This window comes from Priestia sp. 40 (genome assembly GCF_049368575.1).
GTDB lineage: Bacteria > Bacillota > Bacilli > Bacillales > Bacillaceae_H > Priestia > Priestia zanthoxyli.
On sequence record NZ_JBMPZA010000005.1, the window covers coordinates 1732920 to 1750646 of the forward strand.

The window sequence follows — 17727 nt, forward strand, 5'->3', positions numbered from 1 at the left end:
ATATGTTGAGCTTGTACCACGTATGCTAGGAACTTAAAATTTAATATAACGTTCAGGGTTTACAGCGGAGCTTTTGCCTTTCCAATCGCCCTTATGCAATTCAAAATGCAGGTGAGCACCAAACGAACGCCCTGTGTTACCTATATAACCTAATTGTTGACCTTTATTGATAGATTGACCACTTGAGACGCTGTAGCTCTCTAAGTGAGCATAAACTGTAACCCACGTCTGGCCTTCGACATTGTGACGAATAAATACGGCATTACCAAAAGAAGAAGAATGATATGCTCTAATTACTTTTCCGCTTGCTGCGGCTACAACTGGCACACTTTCTCCTCGCTTTCCAATATCAATACCGTAATGTCCTCTTCCAAACGTTTCTCGATATCCAAAATGAGACGTTACCGGTCCCTTTGCCGGCCTCATAAACGACCCGCTTGTAACAGGGGGTGCCTCCTCTGTTCCCCCCGCTTTTTCAATTTCTTGCTGTTGAGCTTGCGCTGCATTTTTTTGATCAGCTAGAATAGAAGCTTGCTCTTCTAATCCAACGGCTTCTTCATTAAATTCTTTTTCCTGATCTTTGAGTGTTTGCATGAGCTCATTCTTTTCGTCTACTTGCTTTTGCAGCTGCGAGCGAAGGTTTTTAAGCTCTTCAAGCGCTTGATTTACTTCCGTTAGCTTGTTTTGCACTTTTGTTTCTTTCTCTTCTTTTGCCTTTTTATCGGCTTCATGCTGCATTAACAAATCGCGGTCAGCCCCTACAATTGTCGAAACCGCACTCACTCTGCTAATAAAGTCTCCGAAGCTTTCAGAGCCTAGCAGTACATCTATGTAATCCACAGACCCGCCGTTTTCTTGTAAAGCACGAGCACGCTTTTTTAATAGCTCATTTCGTTTTTCAATTCGTTTTTTTACAACGTCAATTTCATTTTTCAGCTTTTCGATGTCTTGCTTTGCTTTTTCTACTTCAGCTTCACGGCTGCGGATGTCTGCATTTGTCTGTCCGACTTCTGAATCCAAACGCGCAATCTCAGCTTCTTCGTTTTTTTGCTGTTCTTGAACTTCTTTTAATTTCTCTTTATTTTGATTAATATTTTGGTTCACATCGTTACTTTTTTTCTCTAAATCACTGAGTTTAGTAGTGCTGGCACTTTCTGCATAAGCAACTTTTTCATTACCTATCCAAGCTGCACTTAGTCCAACTAAAACTGCTGCTGTCATTACTAATGTCTTACGTGTCATTTGTTTCTCCCCATTTGCACATATTTCCCCGTATAAACGGGCATTAGCAAGACCCCCATTAGCACTTTTTTCTATTTTTATCTGTAATTACACAACAACCTCACATCTGATAAACATCAAATGTGAGGTTGTTATAATCTATTATGTTAAAAATCTATTCTTATTTTCGTAAAAATTTACGAATGGATAATGTACTTCCCCACATCCCAATTAGACCGCCGATTACTAGTAATAATAGCGATACTTGAAGCACGAATGGAAAGGCAGGTAAAAGTTCAAAGAATCCATCAAATTTAGGTTGAACTTCATTATACAAAACGCTGTACACGCCGATAATAACAGCAATTGGCACAATAGAACCAAGCACTCCTAAAAACAGACCTTCAATAAAGAACGGCCAGCGAATAAAGGAGTTTGTGGCTCCAACTAAGCGCATAATTTCAATCTCTTCACGGCGAGCTACAATCGTAATTTTAATTGTATTGGAAATTAGGAACATCGCTGTAAATAGAAGCCCTAAAATCAGTACTACTCCGATATTACGAGCTACTTTCAGCACTTTAAATAACTTTTCAACTTGATCTTGTCCGTATTGAACTTTTGCTGCATACGGATATTTCTCAATTTGTTTAGCTACTTTTGCGACATCAGTCGGCTCTTTTGTTTTAACAACAAACACATCATTTAATGGGTTTTGCTGTTCAAATGGTTCAAAAGCTTGTCCTTCATCACCCATACTATTAATTAAATCTTTTAACTCTTTATCTTTAGAAGAAAACGTCACCGTATCAACTTGCTTAATTGCATCTAGCTTTTCTTTCATTGCTTTTCGATCATCTGCTGTCGCTGCAGCATCAACGTGAACGCGAATTTCTACATCATTTTCAATCAATTTAGCAATGTGATTTAAATTCATCATCAACATAAAAAACACGCCTACAAGCAAGAGCGTTACGGTAACCGCACTGGCAGATGCGAATGTCATCCAGCCGTTTCTTCCTAAACTTTTAGATCCTTCACGTAAGTGGCGACCGAATGTTCTAGCCTTCATATCCGTATTCACCTCTTACTTCATCGCGCACAACATTTCCATTTTCAATCGCAATTACGCGCTTTCGAATTGTATTTACAATTTCACGGTTATGCGTTGCCATTAAAATAGTCGTACCGCGTTTATTAATCTCCTCAAAGATATCCATAATTTCCCACGAAGTCTCCGGATCAAGATTCCCTGTCGGTTCGTCGGCGATGACAACCTTAGGACTATTCACAATTGAACGCGCAATAGACACACGCTGCTGCTCTCCTCCAGATAGTTCATCAGGGAAAGAATCCATTTTACCCTTTAACTTAACAAGCTCTAGCACCTCTAGCACTCGCTTTTTAATTTCTTCGGGACTTTGCTCAATTACTTCTAGTGCAAAAGCAATGTTTTCATAGACCGTTAATTTTGGAAGCAGCTTGAAATCTTGAAAGACTACACCAATATGACGTCTAAAGATAGGAACTTTGCTATCTTTTATTTTTGCTACATTTGCACCGTTTACAATGATATTTCCTGAAGAAGGCTTTTCTTCACGATACATCATTTTAATAAAAGTGGATTTTCCTGCTCCACTTGGTCCTACGATATAAGCAAACTCACCTTGATTAATCTTGATGCTAATGCCATTGATTGCTTTTACACCGTTCGGATACGTTTTATATACATTTTGCATTTCAATCATAAGTAATCACCTAATCAAGTGTGTTATTTTAATACTATGTAAAACTTGTCAAAATACGACAAAACTCTACAATTCAAACCAAAAATTCGACTCTTCTCACGCGCTTTCTCATTATAACATCACTCTTCGTGAAAATAAGCCCCAAAAATATTACATTTTTATTTCAAATATGACATAAGTAGGATATTTTTAGCAGGTTATGAGAATTTATCCTTATTTTTAATTCTGTTGTTTTTTGCTGTTCATTTTTTTACGAATCTCGTTAGACAAAGCACATTCATGTCTACTTTTTTACAAACGAGGTATGATAAACAAGAAAAACGATGAGGAGAGATAACATGATCACTATTTATGGAAGTTCACGGGAAAACGGAAATACGGAAGAATTGGCTAAAGCAGTCTTAAAAGATATCAATCCTGAAGAAGTTTACTTACGTCAGCATACCATTTACCCTATCACTGATATGCGTCACGATGAACATGGATTTACCAATCAACAAGATGATTATTATGATATAGCGAAAAAGATGGCAGCGCACGATACTATTTTATTTGTTACGCCTCTTTACTGGTACGGTATGAGCGGATTGATGAAGAACTTTGTGGATCGTTGGTCTGAAAGCCTTAGAGATTCAACAATCAACTTTAAAGAACAAATGAAAAATAAGCGCGTGTATGTATTAGTAGTAGGAGGCACAGGCGCATCTGTAAAAGCCCTTCCCCTTATTATGCAATTTCAATACATTGTCGATTTTATTGGCTCTTCCTTTAGCGGATACATCATTGGAGAAGCCAATGCACCTGGAGACATAGCAAAAGATGTCAAAGCTCAACAGCAAGCTATTGTCTTAAACGAACAATTAAAGCAGCTTTAACACAAAAATAAGACGGATACCCGTCTTATTTTTTCTTTGCCAGCCAAGCGGCAACTTTTTTGGCATCTTCTTCATTAATCAGTCCTTTTGGCATACCGCCTTGACCATTGTTAATAATGTTTTCAATTTCAGCTTCCGAGTGCTTGCTGCCTACCTTTTGCAGGCTTGGTCCATTCGCTCCTCCTAAATCTACTCCGTGACAGCCTGTACAGTTTTTCTTCACAATATCCTCTGCACTAGCTGAAGATTCACCAGCAGATTCATTTTTAGAGCTGCCTCCTCCGCATGCGGACAAAACAAGCGCTAGACCAATTGTTAACGTTAATAATACTTTTTTCAAGCCTTCTCCCCCTTGCTGTAGAGTTTTCACTCTATTATAACCTACTCCAGAATGTTTAAAACACTCTGTTTACAAGGACTTTGTTTCAATTTCATGAATTCTCTCATCGCATTTATGTATGAGGTCAAGCAATTGATTCGTTTCCTAAACGTTTTTTGTATACTATGCGTGAAATAGTCACACTGAGCTCATATAAAAGCAGAAGCGGGACAATGACTAAAATATCCGAAATAAAATCAGGAGGAGTAATAAGTACGGATATCACAATTAAAGCAAAATAAGATAGCTTCCTTGCTTTAGCTAACCTCACTGGATTTAGAACCCCTAAACGCGTTAAAAATAAGACAACTAAAGGCATTTCAAATAAAAAACCAAATGGCAAACACAGATTAAGCATAAAACGGAAATAATGCTCCGCCGTAAACATCAGTGAAAACTGATCATTCGACAAACCTGTTAAAAACGCTAAAACCATTGGAAATAAAACAAAATAACCGAAACCCAGTCCGCTTACAAATAAGAGAAAAAAGAATGGAATGAAGGTAATTATAATCTTATACTCTTCCTTTTTTAATCCTGGTGAAACAAACCGAAATACTTGATAAGCAGCTACTGGAAGTGTAAAAGCAAGCGCAAAAACAAATGCGATTACCATATAAATCCATACGATTTCACTTGGTCCAAGTACCGCAAGCTTGCCGTCCAAATCTTTCACTAGCCACTGATAAATATCTTGTACAAATACAAAACTGACAATAAGTAAAACTACAAATGCACAAAGTGTTTTAATAATACGAACACGCAATTCTTCAAGGTGCTCCATCAAGCTCATTTCTCCCATTGTATTTTTCTCCTTTCTGACAAGTAGAAATAGACGAGTTTCCTCGTCTATTTCCTTACTTACAATGTGGATTCATTCCCTTTTTGTTCAGAAACGGTTGCTGCCTGCTTTTCTTTAACATTTTCATCATCTGATACGAGCCCTTTTGCTGCTCCTTTAAATTCAGTTAATGTTCGCCCAAACGCCCGTCCAACTTCCGGCAGCTTAGACGGTCCAAAAATAATTAACGCAATGACCAAAATAATAACTAAACCAGGAATTCCAATATTAGAAAGCATACTTGACCTCCTTTCCCTTACTCAATTTACTGCTGTACTTTTTCTTTCTTTTTCAACTCTTGTTTTTCATGTGCTTTCCCGTGTGCACGCATACGATCTTCCTCTACTTCCTTAGAAATCTTTAATCCACGCGGCACGTTTTTTACTTCAACTTCCGTCATACCTCTTCCATCTTTTTTATATTGAAAGGAAGCTCGAGTTGAAATTTCCGCACCAGGTTCTGTTACAAAAGGCACAACACGATAATCAGCTTGCCATATATCAGGAGTGACCGTACACCTTACATATCCTCTGTAATCATTAAAGAATGTGAGATGTGGATTTTGACTTAAAATTTTATCCGTATCAGCTCGTTTATCTGCTCCGTTCCCTCCGGAAGTGATGGAGGTGCCGACGAACTCTGCACCAATAATTTTTGAATTAAGATTGGCAAAATCAGTGTGTAAATTAGAAGCCCAGTTAGCGTGCACATCTCCAGTTAGTACAATGACGTTGTCCAACTTTTTCTTTTCAATAAAATCAATAACACGCTGACGATTCGCCGTATACCCATCCCATGCATCCATGCTGTATGTAGGCTTAGCCGCCGTTCCAAATTTTCTTGGGGCAAAGAAAATTTGTTGAGCCAGTACGTTCCAATGACACGCTGATTTTTCAAGATTAGTAAAAAGCCATTTTTCTTGTTGAATCCCCAATAGCGTACGTTTAGGATCAAGAGATTCTGGCGTTTGCGGCTTTGTTCCGTCTCCGTTTGCTTGATCGTCTCTGTATTGACGCGTATCCAACACTTGAAAGGAAGCTAGTTTCCCATATGAAAAGTCACGATACAATCTCATATCCGTTCCGTGAGGCAAGGATGTTTGACGCAAAGGCATATGTTCGTAATAAGCTTGATAAGCTGCCGCGCGGCGTTGAATAAATGCTTCTACTGATTGTCCTTTTTCAGGAATTACATTTGCATAATTGTTTTCTACTTCATGATCATCCCACGTCACAATCCACGGAAAAGCAGCATGAGCAGACTTCAAATTGGCATCTGACCTGTACTGAGCATGCCTGTTTCGATAGTCTTGAAGCGTTTGAATTTCTGCGCTACTGTGAGTACGAACATTTCCGCTTGCAGCCACATACTCGTTTGGTCCATATTCATAGATGTAATCGCCCAAATGAACCACAAAATCCAATTGTTCTTTAACCATATGTTCATAGGCCGTAAAGTACCCATGTTCATATTGCTGACACGAAGCGAATGCAAACGTCATGCTGGCTACTTCTGCATTTGCTGAAGGAAGTGTTTTTGTTTTTCCAACCGGGCTTAACTCATGACCGCTTTTAAATCGATAATAGTAAATACGGCCTGGCTTTAATCCTTTTACATCAACGTGAACAGAGTGAGCAAGTTCAGGTCTAGCTATTTCTGTTCCTCGTTTGACAATTCGATGAAAATCTTCATCTTCGGCAAGCTCCCATTTTACTGGAACGGGTTTATTAGGCATTCCCCCGCCACTCAATGGGTCTGGTGCTAATCTTGTCCAAAGCACAATGCTATCTGCTAAAGGATCTCCTGATGCGACGCCTAAAGTGAACGGATAACTTGAAAATTTAGGCGCTGCAGCTGAAACTTCTCCTGCATTTAAACCGATAGACTGAGCAATTGTTAAGCCAAGTGATACTCCTGCTACTTTTCCAGCTCCTTGTAAAAAACGCCTTCTATCAAACCCTTTACTCGAAGAAAAACTGTTCTGTTTTACTTGCTCTATTAATTCGTTTAACGATTTATTTGCCACTGCACATGCCCCTTCCTCTTGATTTAGCTCAAATTATAAAAGCTGTTTGTAAAAGAGGTATAAAGGATTGTAAAGAAGCATTTACCATAAAACAGGTATTTTTAACCATTTTATTTCATTGACAAAATAAGCGAACGGACGACAGCAACCTTTAAATTTCTGTATTTTCTTAATTTTCTTTTTAACAATAGTTCTTTACGCTCGTTTTTCTTCATTCAAATTTTACAAAGTCCTAACAACTAAAAAAAGCAGCATACCTAAGTATGCTGCCTTTTGATTAAATATGAGAACGTAAATACGCATCGATAAACGGATCTAGATCTCCATCCATTACGCTTTGCGTGTTTCCAACTTCCGTATTTGTGCGGTGATCTTTTACTAATGAATACGGATGGAATACGTAAGAACGAATTTGACTTCCCCATCCAATATCTTTTTGTTCTCCGCGAATTTCAGCTAGCTGTTCTTGCTGCTTCTCAATTTCTAACTGATACAACTTAGATTTTAACATCTTCATTGCTTGCTCACGGTTTTTAATTTGTGAACGTTCCGTCTGACAAGATACGACTACATTAGTTGGGAGGTGAGTAATACGAACAGCTGAATCCGTTGTATTGATATGCTGACCTCCGGCACCGCTTGCACGATACGTATCAACCTTCAAATCTTCCGTACGAATATCAATTGAAATTTCATCGTTAAATTCCGGCATTATGTCGCACGATACGAATGATGTATGACGACGGCCTGATGAATCAAACGGAGAAATACGAACGAGACGATGAACGCCTTTTTCAGCTTTTAAATACCCGTACGCATTATGACCTTTAATTAAAAGCGTTACACTTTTAATACCCGCTTCATCTCCAGGTAAGTAATCAAGCGTTTCTACTTTGAAACCTTTTTTCTCCGCCCAGCGCGTATACATACGTAGTAACATTGAACCCCAATCCTGTGATTCTGTTCCACCAGCACCTGGGTGCAGTTCTAAAATGGCGTTATTTTTATCATATGGCTCGCTTAAAAGCAGCTGTAATTCAAAGTCGTTCATGCCTGAAATAAGCTCTTTTAGTTCACTAACTAGTTCTTCTGCTAAATCTTCATCGTATTCTTCTTTTACAAGTTCATAAGATACCTGTAAGTTTTCGTATGTTTCATCCAAGTGGTTAAATTGATTTACTGCATCTTTTAAACCATTGGCTTCATTAATAACAGTCTGAGCTGCCTGCTGGTCATTCCAAAAATTTGGATCAGCCATAGTCTCATCTAATTCATCGATACGAGCTTGTTTTGTATCGAGGTCAAAGAGACCCCCTAAAGTCCGCTAATCGCTTAGCTGTTTTGTCAAGTTCTTGCTTAATTTCTACTAAATCCATGAGTTAAACACCTCTATTTTATTTTTGACGCACAGGAAGGAAATGAGAAGACTCATTTCCTTCCTGTACTAGTTCATTCTATACTAATTGACTCTTATTTTATGATTCTTTACCGCAGCAGTTTTTATACTTTTTGCCACTTCCGCAGATACAAGGATCATTTCGACCAACTTCTATCGCATTTACTTTTGGCTTCTTCTTAGCCGGCGCGTCTCCTTCTTTTGGATGAACAGCCGCCTGACCTTGCGCTACTTCTTGACGCTCAAGGTTGTTGTTAATTTCTGCTTTCATGATATATTTCGTCACTTCTTCTTCAATGGTTGCGATCATATTTTCAAACATCGCAAAACCTTCCATTTGATATTCGCGAAGAGGATCTGTTTGGCCGTACGCACGAAGGTGGATACCTTGGCGAAGCTGATCCATCGTATCGATATGATCCATCCATTTAGAATCAACTGCTCTAAGAACAACAACTTTTTCAAATTCACGCATTTGTTCTTCAGGGAGCTGCTCTTCTTTTTCATTATAACGAGCTTTTGCATGATCTACCAGCAGTTCTACCATTTCTTCAGGCTCTTTACGGCGAAGATCTTCTTCTGTGACTTCACCTTCCTCAAGAACATTAGCATTTACGTAATCAATAATCGCTTGTAAATTCCATTCTTCTTCTAATTCTTCACGCGGTGTATTTACCTCAACCACACGCTGTAGCGTTGATTCAATCATACGTTCTACAATCGCACGTAGGTTGTCTGAATCAAGCACTTCAAAGCGCTGTTTGTAAATAACTTCACGCTGCTGACGAAGAACATCATCATATTGAAGCAATTGTTTACGCGCATCAAAGTTATTACCTTCAACACGTTTTTGAGCGGATTCAACAGCTCTTGTTACAATTTTACTTTGAATTGGCTGTGAATCATCCATACCAAGACGATCCATCATCGCCATCATATTATCAGAACCAAATCGGCGCATTAATTCATCTTCCATGGATAGATAGAATTGAGATACCCCTGGGTCCCCTTGACGTCCAGCACGTCCGCGGAGCTGATTATCAATACGGCGTGATTCATGACGCTCTGTACCAATTACAGCAAGACCTCCAGCTTCAACGACACCTTCACCTAGTTTAATATCCGTACCACGACCGGCCATATTTGTTGCGATTGTTACCGCACCTTTGTGACCCGCATTTTCGATAATATCCGCTTCACGCTCATGCTGTTTTGCATTTAAAACGTGATGGCGAATGCCTTTTTTCTTTAATAAAGCTGATAAAATTTCAGATGTTTCAATCGCAACTGTACCAACAAGAACAGGCTGCCCTTTTGCGTGGCGCTCGGCAATATCTTCTACTACCGCATTAAACTTGCCTTCCATTGACTTATAAATTAAATCTGCTTTATCATCACGTGAAATTGGCTTGTTTGTCGGAATAACAACAACGTGCATATTGTAAATATTACGGAATTCTTCTTCTTCCGTTTTAGCTGTACCCGTCATACCTGATAATTTTTCATACATACGGAAGTAGTTTTGGAATGTAATGGTAGCTAATGTCATGCTTTCATTTTGAATCTCAACGTTCTCTTTAGCTTCGATAGCTTGATGCAAGCCGTCGCTAAAACGTCTTCCTTTCATTAAGCGACCAGTAAATTGGTCAACGATTACGACTTGATCTTCATCAATTACATAATCCACATCATTTTGCATCGTTACATGTGCTTTGAGCGCTTGATTGATGTGATGGTTTAGCGCTACGTGCGAAATATCAAATAAGTTTTCAATGCCAAATGCGCGCTCTGCTTTTGACATACCTTCTTCGGTTAGCTGAACGCTTTTGGTTTTGATATCAAACGTAAAATCGGTTTCTTTATCAAGCGTGCGAACGAATGCATTAGCTTGAATATAAAGAGCAGTCGATTTCTGCGCGCTGCCGGATATAATAAGCGGCGTACGTGCTTCATCAATTAAGATAGAGTCAACTTCATCAATTACAGCAAAATGAAGCGGACGTTGAACCATTTGTTCTTTGTAAAGCACCATGTTATCACGTAAATAGTCAAATCCTAGTTCATTATTTGTACTATACGTAATATCCGCCGCATATGCTTCTTGTTTTTCTTCACGCGTTAAATGGTTTAAGTTCAATCCTACTTTCAAGCCTAGGAATTCATATAAACGACCCATTTCACTAGCGTCACGGCTTGCTAAGTATTCATTGACTGTTACTACATGTACACCTTTTCCTGTAATAGCGTTTAAGTATACAGGCATAGTAGCTGTCAACGTTTTACCTTCACCCGTTTTCATTTCCGAGATATTCCCTTCATGCAGAGAAATACCCCCCATTAGCTGAACTTTGTACGGATACATGCCTAACACACGTTTCGCTGCTTCACGTACAACCGCAAAAGCTTCATCTAATAGGTTATCGAGCGATTCGCCATTTTGGTAGCGTTGTTGAAATTCAGCTGTTTTTTCACGAAGCTGATCGTCCGTTAAAGACGCTATTTCAGGACCTAACGCATCAATTTGGTCCGCCATTTTTTCTAAACGGCCAATTTGGCGCTGATTGCCGTCAAACACTTTTTTAAATAATCCAAGCATATTAAAACGCTCCTCTATTTATAATCAGTACATTTTATACTATTTTCATTCATATCTGTATCTTTCATTATAAAACATTCTGAGTAAAATTGTAACATTGCAGCTAAACAAGTAGCAACTTGTACCCTTTTTCGTCTGTCTCGTTACTAGCACTACTCTATTAACAAGTTATTTTCTATTGTGATTTCTCTTGTCTCACTCTTACAATAAAAAAGGGGGAATGTAGAATGAACGTTCAATCGATTACAAAAGAACAAGCTTGGGAAGTCCGACACACCGTCATGTGGCCTGATAAAGATTTCAGTTATATTCAGCTGAAAGATGATCCGTCAGGCATGCACTATGGACTGTTTGAAGAAGGAGAGTTAAAATCAGTTGTTTCCTTATTTATAACAGGTGATGAAGCTCAATTTCGAAAATTTGCTACTCTTAAAGAAGAACACGGAAAAGGATATGGCAGTCGTCTATTAGAGGAAGTTTTTCTCAAAGCCAAGAACCTTGGGGTACGAAAGATCTGGTGTAACGCACGAGAAAATAAAGTCTCTTTTTATAAGGTATTCAAAATGAAAGAAACCACGCGTATGTTTACTAAATCTTCTACGCGCTATGTAGTAATGGAACTATTTTTTTAAACAGCTAAAAAAGCAGCGTGCTTCCGCACGCTGCTTTTATTTTACTGCTCTTACTTATGAAAACCTACAACCTTTAATTTGGTTCAATTAATCCATATCGTCCATCTTTTCTTCGGTACACAACGTTCGTAATATTTGTTTCAGCATTTGTAAATACAAAGAAACTATGTCCTAACATATTCATTTGTAAAATAGCCTCTTCGCTATCCATTGGTTTTAAATTAAATCGTTTTGTACGAACTAGCTCTAATTCATCTTCTTCAGTTGCAACAGCTACGTTCGCTTCGCTTTCTAATGCTGCGAACAGATACTTCTCAGCGCCTTTTTCACGCATTTTTCGATTCACTTTTGTTTTATGTTTACGAATTTGACGCTCTAATTTATCTAGGACAAGATCGACAGCTGCGTATAAATCACTGTGTGTCTCTTCAGCTCTCAATACGAGATCATTCATTGGGATTGTGACTTCTATTTTTTGATCGTTATTGTAGACTTTTAAGTTTACATTTACGTCAGCAGTTGGTGTTTCGTCGAAATAACGCTCTAACTTACCAAGCTTTTTCTCTACGTATTCCCTAATTGCTGGAGTCACCTCAATGTTTTCACCGCGAATGTTATACATCATGTTCGAACTCCTCCTTTAATCCATTGCTATACCTCTACAATTCTACAATACCCGACACAATCCCTTCCTAAACTATTAAAATTTTTTGAAAATTTAGTGAAAAATTATGGAACCTGAGAAAAGTTTATGAAAAAACCAAAAAAATAGACCTTCTTCATAAGAAGAAGGGTTGTATTTTTTCAGGCAAAATTAATTTTTTTTATCGTAAAACATCCCATCAAACGTTTTTGTTTCGTAAGGGTTTACATAGCTATTACTATGCTTTTTTTTCGCTTTTAGCAAACGGAGATCCGCCATAATTTGATGCCGAATTAAGATCAGCTTTTGATTCGATTGCCTTGTTCATTTCGACAATTTTCTTACCCATCGATTCAGTATTCCTACTTTTTGGCGGCAGCTTCTCTATGAGGTCCCGTCTTTTTAATAGAAGATACTCTAATTTTTGAATGTCTTTTTCTCGATTTTTGTCAGAAAATGTTTGAGTAAGCTGGTAAATCTTATCAGTTAGCTGATACAGTTCATTTATCATATTTATGCCTGACCGCCGCTTCCATGGACTTGCTGGCGGTGAAGCTGCACAACTTGCTTCCATGTATCGCGGAATTCTGTTACATATTGTTCGGCTTCATCCAAGCTTGCTGTGTCATTTTTTGTATTTGCTTCAATTAAACACTGGTTAATATAGTCATACATAGCCATCATAGACTTAGCAACTTGCACGTTTGTATCCAGGGTAATCATTAATTCTTGAATAATATTTTGTGCTTTTAACAGATTCGTATTTTTCAGCTCAATGTTTTTTTCCTCTATCCCTGTTCGTGCAAGCTTGATAAATTTTAAACACCCGTTATACAGCATAAGCGTTAACTCTCCTGGAGAAGCAGTCTGAACAGCTCCTTGCTGATACGCTTGATACGGATTATTTGCTGCCATAAACGTTCACTCCTTCTTAACTAAAATATTGCGATAACTGCGCGCTTTGAGCATTTGCATTTTGAATGGCTTTTTCCATTGCTGTAAACTGACGATAATACCGGTCCTCTACTTGTGTGAGCCTGCTCTCAAAACTAGTGATTTGGCTATTTACGCTTTTTAAATTCCGCCCAAGCAAAAATTGTTCACTTGTCCATGTTGAACGGCCAGCGCGCTGCTCAACTTTGGATACGGTTTGAGTAATCGTATCTCGTAAACGTCGTACAATCCCTTTTTCACTTGTTGCACTTCCACTTTTTATAAATAAATCCATAACAGACTGCGGGTCTTTTTCAATTGCTTCTTTTAATTTAGTTCCGTCACCTTCTATGACTAGCTTGCCTCGATCGCTATAGTTTGCACTAGTTGAAATACCGATGTCAGTTAGCTGCGAAAATGCTCCGCTCACTCCTGATACAGAGGCGTACCAGTTAGAACGCATTTGGTTTAGCCCGCTTGATAAAATTGAGTCTCCTTTTAACAAACCGCTTTTCGCCTTATCATCCCACTGCTCAGCTTGTTTATCCGTTAGTTTTTCTCTTTCTTCATCAGTCAAAGGCTGATAGTTCCGGTCTCTTTCTTCCGTAATCTTTCCGTTAATCTTCTCAATCAGTTCATTGTATTTGGTCACAAAATCTTTAATTGTATCAAATACTTTCTGCGTATCATTGCTTACGTTAACGCGCACGTCTCCTGTAAAATTATTTTGGAGGGTATAGGTAACACCTCCCGTTGTAAACGTATTGGATTTACGAGTTGTTTCTAGACCGTTTAGCGTAAACTTTGCATCTGTTCCTTTGGCATCACCGGCGAGCTGTAAAAAGCCCGTCAAAAATTCTCCTGAAAAAACCATGTTTGAACCATCCGCACTATCAGCAGAAGATAAATTTCCCGTATCTTTACGAGTCATGACAACTTTATTTGTTCCTTCATCGAAAAAAGCAGAAATGCCTACTTTTGAATTGCTGATTTGTGTAAGAACAGTGTTTAAGGATGTAGAACCGTCAAACTCAAATGATGTACTGCCATCTTTATTATCACCCGTTGCTTTACCGTTGCTGTCATATGTTGTAATAGAAAAGTTCAATACATTCTGCTGATACGAGAATGCTTCAATTGTACTACCGCTTGTTAGTGTGGTACCAAACGTCATTTCACCTGTGTCTTCGTTAATGAAGACTTCATCAGAACCTAATGTTTCAGCCTTTGTTCCTATTGTCACTTTATACTCTTTACTTGTACCTCCAGTGGTAACTGAGATAAAATTTAAAGTGCCTGTGTCTTGATTTACAGCAGAAACAGAACCCTTAGCTAATTTTATTGTGCTAGTATCAGCGCTTAGCGTTATAGCCGCTTGTTCCACTTTTTTCTCAGTCCAAACACTTGAACCTGTTTTTATTGAATCTCTTTGAGACCACAAGCTTTTCGTTGGATCAATCTTAGAAGCAATACTCTTATCGCTAATACTCTGAGCAGCAGTCGCCATTGTCACGTTTGAAAGTGTATAAGACGCGTTACCTGCTGAGGAAGTAGCTGCTGCTTTTATTTTCGTTTCATCTGCTGAAGATACCGTTTTGGACGAATAAGAAGACTGCAAGGTCATATTAAAAGCAAGATTATTAAATTCTGATAACAGCAAATTCATAGAGCGATAATCATCTCGCTGCCACTCTAACGTTTGCTTTTGTTTTTTCATTTTATCAATAGGCATACGTTCAGCCTTCATTAAATCACTGACGATTTGATCAATATCCATTCCGCTTGCTAACCCACTTACTCTTACCACTTACCATCACCACCGTTTTGTTATTCATCTATTCATCAACTGTTAGTCATAAAATATGAGTATATTTTTTTGCATCTACTTATTCGTTCATAGGTTCAACACTTCTCTATTTTGTATCGGTAAAACAAACATTTTTTTCATAGGTCAAATGGTGCAAGATAGAAAAAGCTCACTTATTTTTCTACAATAAGTGAGCTTTTTATTATTGGCCAAACAAGTTCAGTTTCTGGGATAAATTTCTTTGAATATCTTTAGGAATAAGGTATGGTGCTAGATTTATAATATCTCGTAACGAATCAATGGTTACAGAGGCAGATAAATTTATGTATTCATCCGTTGTATCTGCTTGCTCAAACGAAATGGAATCTGGCAAATTATTGAGCAGAGTAATTTCATTCATTTCTTTATCGACCGTGACATCAGAAGTCTTATCAATATTTAAGCGATCCCATACAAGAGACATCGGAATCGGCATTCTTCCTAGGTGCACGCTATTCACCTTTAAAACAAGCTTTCCATTTTCGGCATTTGGTGTTACGTCAACTACAAACTGTGATTCCATAAAAGATACTACATGTTTATTAATATAAAATTTTATATGTTCTGGAAGCAACTCGGCTTCTGCTCCGTCAACCGTTTCATCATTTTCGTAAAGGTAGCTGCGCAAATAATCATTAACATCGCTCTCGCTTAATCGGTATCCTAAAATAGGAGAGCCTCCGTTCAGTTCTAGCGACGTCGCATGAGCGGACTTTTCTTGTGCCAGTGAAGATAATGAAGCAGTCTGATCAAGTTTTTCAATATTTCTGACTGGACTAACAAAAAAATACAACCCAACTAAAAGGATAACAAATAGAAAAATAACAGCTATAAGTTTTCTCAAACACACGCACCCTCTCAAACATTCTTCTTGGAATATAATACCGATTTCTCTTTTATCATACAAGATATATGAGATAGTTGTCGAAAACTTGTATAAAATGTACGTATATACCCGACATCCCAAGGGGCGAATAAGTCTACGATGAATAAAACGAGTCTTTTTCGACTTAAAATGCGTCAACTTTAGTAACTTAAAGTCGATTTTTATAGGAATTTGATAATTGGCACACTTCTTGCTTATTATAAAGGTAAGGGGAGGAATTTCTATTTATATTTTCAGAATTTACTTTATTTTCTAATAGTCTTTCGATAATTTTAAAGGAGTGAATACGATGGGAAACAAAACAGAATCACACGGAAAGTTAAAGCAACGTCACGTTTCCATGATTTCCATTGCAGGTATTATCGGAGCCGGCTTGTTTGTAGGAAGCGGATCCGTTATTAACGCAACAGGCCCAGCAGCAGTAGTTTCATATGCAGCAGCCGGACTGCTAGTCGTTCTATTGATGCGTATGCTCGGTGAAATGGCTATGGTAAACCCAGATAAAGGCTCATTCGCAACATATGCTCAGCAAGGAATTGGCGCGTGGGCAGGTTATGCTGTTGGATGGCTTTACTGGTTTTTCTGGCTAATTGTAATTGCGATTGAAGCCACTGCAGGAGGAGCAATTGTTCATGAATGGCTCCCTTCCGTACCAATTTGGCTTTTAAGCTTAATTTTAACCTTTGCATTAACTTTAACAAACTTGTTCTCTGTCAAATCATTTGGAGAATTTGAATATTGGTTTGCTATGATTAAAATTGTGGCAATCGTTGCTTTTATGGGAATCGGTTTAGCTATTATTTTCGGATTAATCCCAGGTACATCTTCACCTGGTCTAGCTAATTTAACAGGCCATGGAGGCTTTATGCCAAAAGGTATGAACTCTATCTTCTTAGGAGTTATTACCGTTATTTTCTCTTATTTTGGAGCTGAAATTGCGGCTATTGCAGCTAGTGAATCAGAAAATCCAGCAAAAGCTATCACGACTGCTATTCGCAGTGTCGTATGGCGAATTTTAATTTTCTATATTGGTTCAGTTGCTATTTTAGTAACTCTTTTACCTTGGAACTCAGCTGATTTACTAAAAAGTCCATATGTAACAATGTTAGAAATGGTCAATATTCCAGCAGCTGCACAAATTATGAATTTAGTCGTATTAGTATCCGTTTTGTCTTGTTTGAACTCTGCTTTGTATACGAACTCACGAATGATTTTATCATTAGCTCAAAAAGGACAAGCTCCTCGCGCTTTAGCAAAGGTAAGCAAATCAGGCGTGCCGGCAAGAGCCGTATGGATTAGCACAGCTGCCGCATATGTATGTGCTATCTTTAGCTTCGTTTCGCCGGATAAACTCTTTTTATTCTTAGTTAATGCATCAGGAGCCATTGCTCTTATTGTGTACTTAGCTATCGCTATTTCTCATTTACGCCTGCGCAAGAAAATGATTCAAGCCAACCAGCCAATTAAAGGGATGAAAATGTGGTTGTTCCCGTATTTAACATACGTAACAATTGCTGTTATTACCGTAATCTTCTTATCAATGGCATTTATTGATTCGATGCGCTCACAGTTTTTCTTAACTCTTGGATTAACCGTTGTGGTTCTTCTTTCATACTCGTTCATCAAAAAAACAAACAACAAGCGACCTGACGATCAATTTTCCGAGTCGGAAAATATTGCAAAATAAAAAAGCCGCAGATGCGGC

The 17727-nt window shown here is 38.2% G+C and carries 17 protein-coding genes; 3 read left to right on the plus strand and 14 right to left on the minus strand.

Annotated elements, in window-relative coordinates; genetic code table 11:
* Positions 1-33 precede the first annotated feature (33 nt).
* From ACO1DI_RS10135 to ftsE, 3 genes are all read right to left on the minus strand, one after another.
* Positions 34-1242: a murein hydrolase activator EnvC family protein gene (locus ACO1DI_RS10135; protein ID WP_014457814.1), complete on the minus strand. Its 1209-nt coding sequence runs from the start codon at positions 1240-1242 to the stop codon at positions 34-36.
* Between the two features lie 160 nt (positions 1243-1402).
* On the minus strand, positions 1403-2293 hold the full coding sequence (ftsX, locus tag ACO1DI_RS10140) for a permease-like cell division protein FtsX (RefSeq protein ID WP_014457813.1): 891 nt from the start codon (positions 2291-2293) through the stop codon (positions 1403-1405).
* Positions 2283-2969 (minus strand): cell division ATP-binding protein FtsE, encoded by a 687-nt coding sequence (ftsE, locus tag ACO1DI_RS10145; protein ID WP_014457812.1) that lies wholly within the window; start codon positions 2967-2969, stop codon positions 2283-2285. The genes ftsX and ftsE overlap by 11 nt, the downstream gene beginning before the upstream one ends.
* A 338-nt stretch (positions 2970-3307) precedes the next feature.
* On the opposite strand from ftsE, the gene ACO1DI_RS10150 reads away from it, so the two are divergent.
* The gene (locus tag ACO1DI_RS10150) at positions 3308-3844 is read left to right on the plus strand and encodes a flavodoxin family protein (RefSeq protein WP_014457811.1); all 537 of its coding nucleotides are present in this window, start codon (positions 3308-3310) and stop codon (positions 3842-3844) included.
* Between the two features lie 25 nt (positions 3845-3869).
* Here the strand turns inward: ACO1DI_RS10150 and cccB are convergent, their stop codons facing one another.
* The 6 genes from cccB to secA form a co-directional block, all read right to left on the minus strand.
* The gene (gene cccB / locus ACO1DI_RS10155) at positions 3870-4184 is read right to left on the minus strand and encodes a cytochrome c551 (RefSeq protein WP_014457810.1); all 315 of its coding nucleotides are present in this window, start codon (positions 4182-4184) and stop codon (positions 3870-3872) included.
* 124 nt (positions 4185-4308) lie between these two features.
* On the minus strand, positions 4309-5025 hold the full coding sequence (gene tatC / locus ACO1DI_RS10160) for a twin-arginine translocase subunit TatC (protein WP_014457809.1): 717 nt from the start codon (positions 5023-5025) through the stop codon (positions 4309-4311).
* 59 nt (positions 5026-5084) lie between these two features.
* The gene (locus tag ACO1DI_RS10165; protein ID WP_014457808.1) at positions 5085-5303 is read right to left on the minus strand and encodes a twin-arginine translocase TatA/TatE family subunit; all 219 of its coding nucleotides are present in this window, start codon (positions 5301-5303) and stop codon (positions 5085-5087) included.
* Positions 5304-5329: 26 nt separating this feature from the next.
* Positions 5330-7063: an alkaline phosphatase D family protein gene (locus ACO1DI_RS10170; protein WP_423145251.1), complete on the minus strand. Its 1734-nt coding sequence runs from the start codon at positions 7061-7063 to the stop codon at positions 5330-5332.
* 304 nt (positions 7064-7367) lie between these two features.
* A protein-coding gene (gene prfB / locus ACO1DI_RS10175) for a peptide chain release factor 2 (protein ID WP_115655064.1) occupies positions 7368-8466 on the minus strand; the annotation gives its coding sequence in 2 pieces (ribosomal slippage) (positions 7368-8402 and positions 8404-8466; 1098 coding nt in all).
* 99 nt (positions 8467-8565) lie between these two features.
* The gene (gene secA / locus ACO1DI_RS10180; RefSeq protein WP_014457805.1) at positions 8566-11082 is read right to left on the minus strand and encodes a preprotein translocase subunit SecA; all 2517 of its coding nucleotides are present in this window, start codon (positions 11080-11082) and stop codon (positions 8566-8568) included.
* 227 nt (positions 11083-11309) lie between these two features.
* Here secA and ACO1DI_RS10185 point away from each other — a divergent pair, with 227 nt between their 5' ends.
* The gene (locus ACO1DI_RS10185; protein WP_115655065.1) at positions 11310-11714 is read left to right on the plus strand and encodes a GNAT family N-acetyltransferase; all 405 of its coding nucleotides are present in this window, start codon (positions 11310-11312) and stop codon (positions 11712-11714) included.
* A gap of 73 nt (positions 11715-11787) precedes the next feature.
* Here ACO1DI_RS10185 and hpf read toward each other — a convergent pair whose 3' ends face one another.
* The 5 genes from hpf to ACO1DI_RS10210 all read right to left on the minus strand — a co-directional run bounded on the left by hpf (position 11788) and on the right by ACO1DI_RS10210 (position 15980).
* A complete protein-coding gene (hpf, locus tag ACO1DI_RS10190) occupies positions 11788-12339 on the minus strand; it encodes a ribosome hibernation-promoting factor, HPF/YfiA family (RefSeq protein WP_013059750.1) in 552 nt (183 codons plus the stop codon).
* A gap of 256 nt (positions 12340-12595) precedes the next feature.
* A complete protein-coding gene (locus tag ACO1DI_RS10195; protein ID WP_423145217.1) occupies positions 12596-12868 on the minus strand; it encodes a flagellar assembly protein FliT in 273 nt (90 codons plus the stop codon).
* Positions 12869-12870: 2 nt separating this feature from the next.
* Positions 12871-13272, minus strand: a complete 402-nt coding sequence (gene fliS / locus ACO1DI_RS10200; protein ID WP_014457802.1) for a flagellar export chaperone FliS — start codon at positions 13270-13272, stop codon at positions 12871-12873.
* Positions 13273-13288: 16 nt separating this feature from the next.
* Positions 13289-15097 (minus strand): flagellar hook-associated protein 2, encoded by a 1809-nt coding sequence (locus ACO1DI_RS10205; RefSeq protein WP_014457801.1) that lies wholly within the window; start codon positions 15095-15097, stop codon positions 13289-13291.
* 202 nt (positions 15098-15299) lie between these two features.
* On the minus strand, positions 15300-15980 hold the full coding sequence (locus tag ACO1DI_RS10210) for a hypothetical protein (protein ID WP_014457800.1): 681 nt from the start codon (positions 15978-15980) through the stop codon (positions 15300-15302).
* 331 nt (positions 15981-16311) lie between these two features.
* On the opposite strand from ACO1DI_RS10210, the gene ACO1DI_RS10215 reads away from it, so the two are divergent.
* A complete protein-coding gene (locus ACO1DI_RS10215; RefSeq protein WP_014457799.1) occupies positions 16312-17709 on the plus strand; it encodes an amino acid permease in 1398 nt (465 codons plus the stop codon).
* The last annotated feature ends 18 nt before the right edge of the window (positions 17710-17727 follow it).

Bases quoted from the DNA above. Each gene is read 5' to 3' on its own strand.
- ACO1DI_RS10135 (WP_014457814.1), bottom strand. From the start codon at position 1,242: ATGACACGTAAGACATTAGTAATGACAGCAGCAGTTTTAGTTGGACTA.
- ftsX (WP_014457813.1), bottom strand. From the start codon at position 2,293: ATGAAGGCTAGAACATTCGGTCGCCACTTACGTGAAGGATCTAAAAGT.
- ftsE (WP_014457812.1), bottom strand. From the start codon at position 2,969: ATGATTGAAATGCAAAATGTATATAAAACGTATCCGAACGGTGTAAAA.
- ACO1DI_RS10150 (WP_014457811.1), top strand. From the start codon at position 3,308: ATGATCACTATTTATGGAAGTTCACGGGAAAACGGAAATACGGAAGAA.
- tatC (WP_014457809.1), bottom strand. From the start codon at position 5,025: ATGGGAGAAATGAGCTTGATGGAGCACCTTGAAGAATTGCGTGTTCGT.
- ACO1DI_RS10165 (WP_014457808.1), bottom strand. From the start codon at position 5,303: ATGCTTTCTAATATTGGAATTCCTGGTTTAGTTATTATTTTGGTCATT.
- secA (WP_014457805.1), bottom strand. From the start codon at position 11,082: ATGCTTGGATTATTTAAAAAAGTGTTTGACGGCAATCAGCGCCAAATT.
- ACO1DI_RS10185 (WP_115655065.1), top strand. From the start codon at position 11,310: ATGAACGTTCAATCGATTACAAAAGAACAAGCTTGGGAAGTCCGACAC.
- hpf (WP_013059750.1), bottom strand. From the start codon at position 12,339: ATGATGTATAACATTCGCGGTGAAAACATTGAGGTGACTCCAGCAATT.
- ACO1DI_RS10195 (WP_423145217.1), bottom strand. From the start codon at position 12,868: ATGATAAATGAACTGTATCAGCTAACTGATAAGATTTACCAGCTTACT.
- fliS (WP_014457802.1), bottom strand. From the start codon at position 13,272: ATGGCAGCAAATAATCCGTATCAAGCGTATCAGCAAGGAGCTGTTCAG.
- ACO1DI_RS10215 (WP_014457799.1), top strand. From the start codon at position 16,312: ATGGGAAACAAAACAGAATCACACGGAAAGTTAAAGCAACGTCACGTT.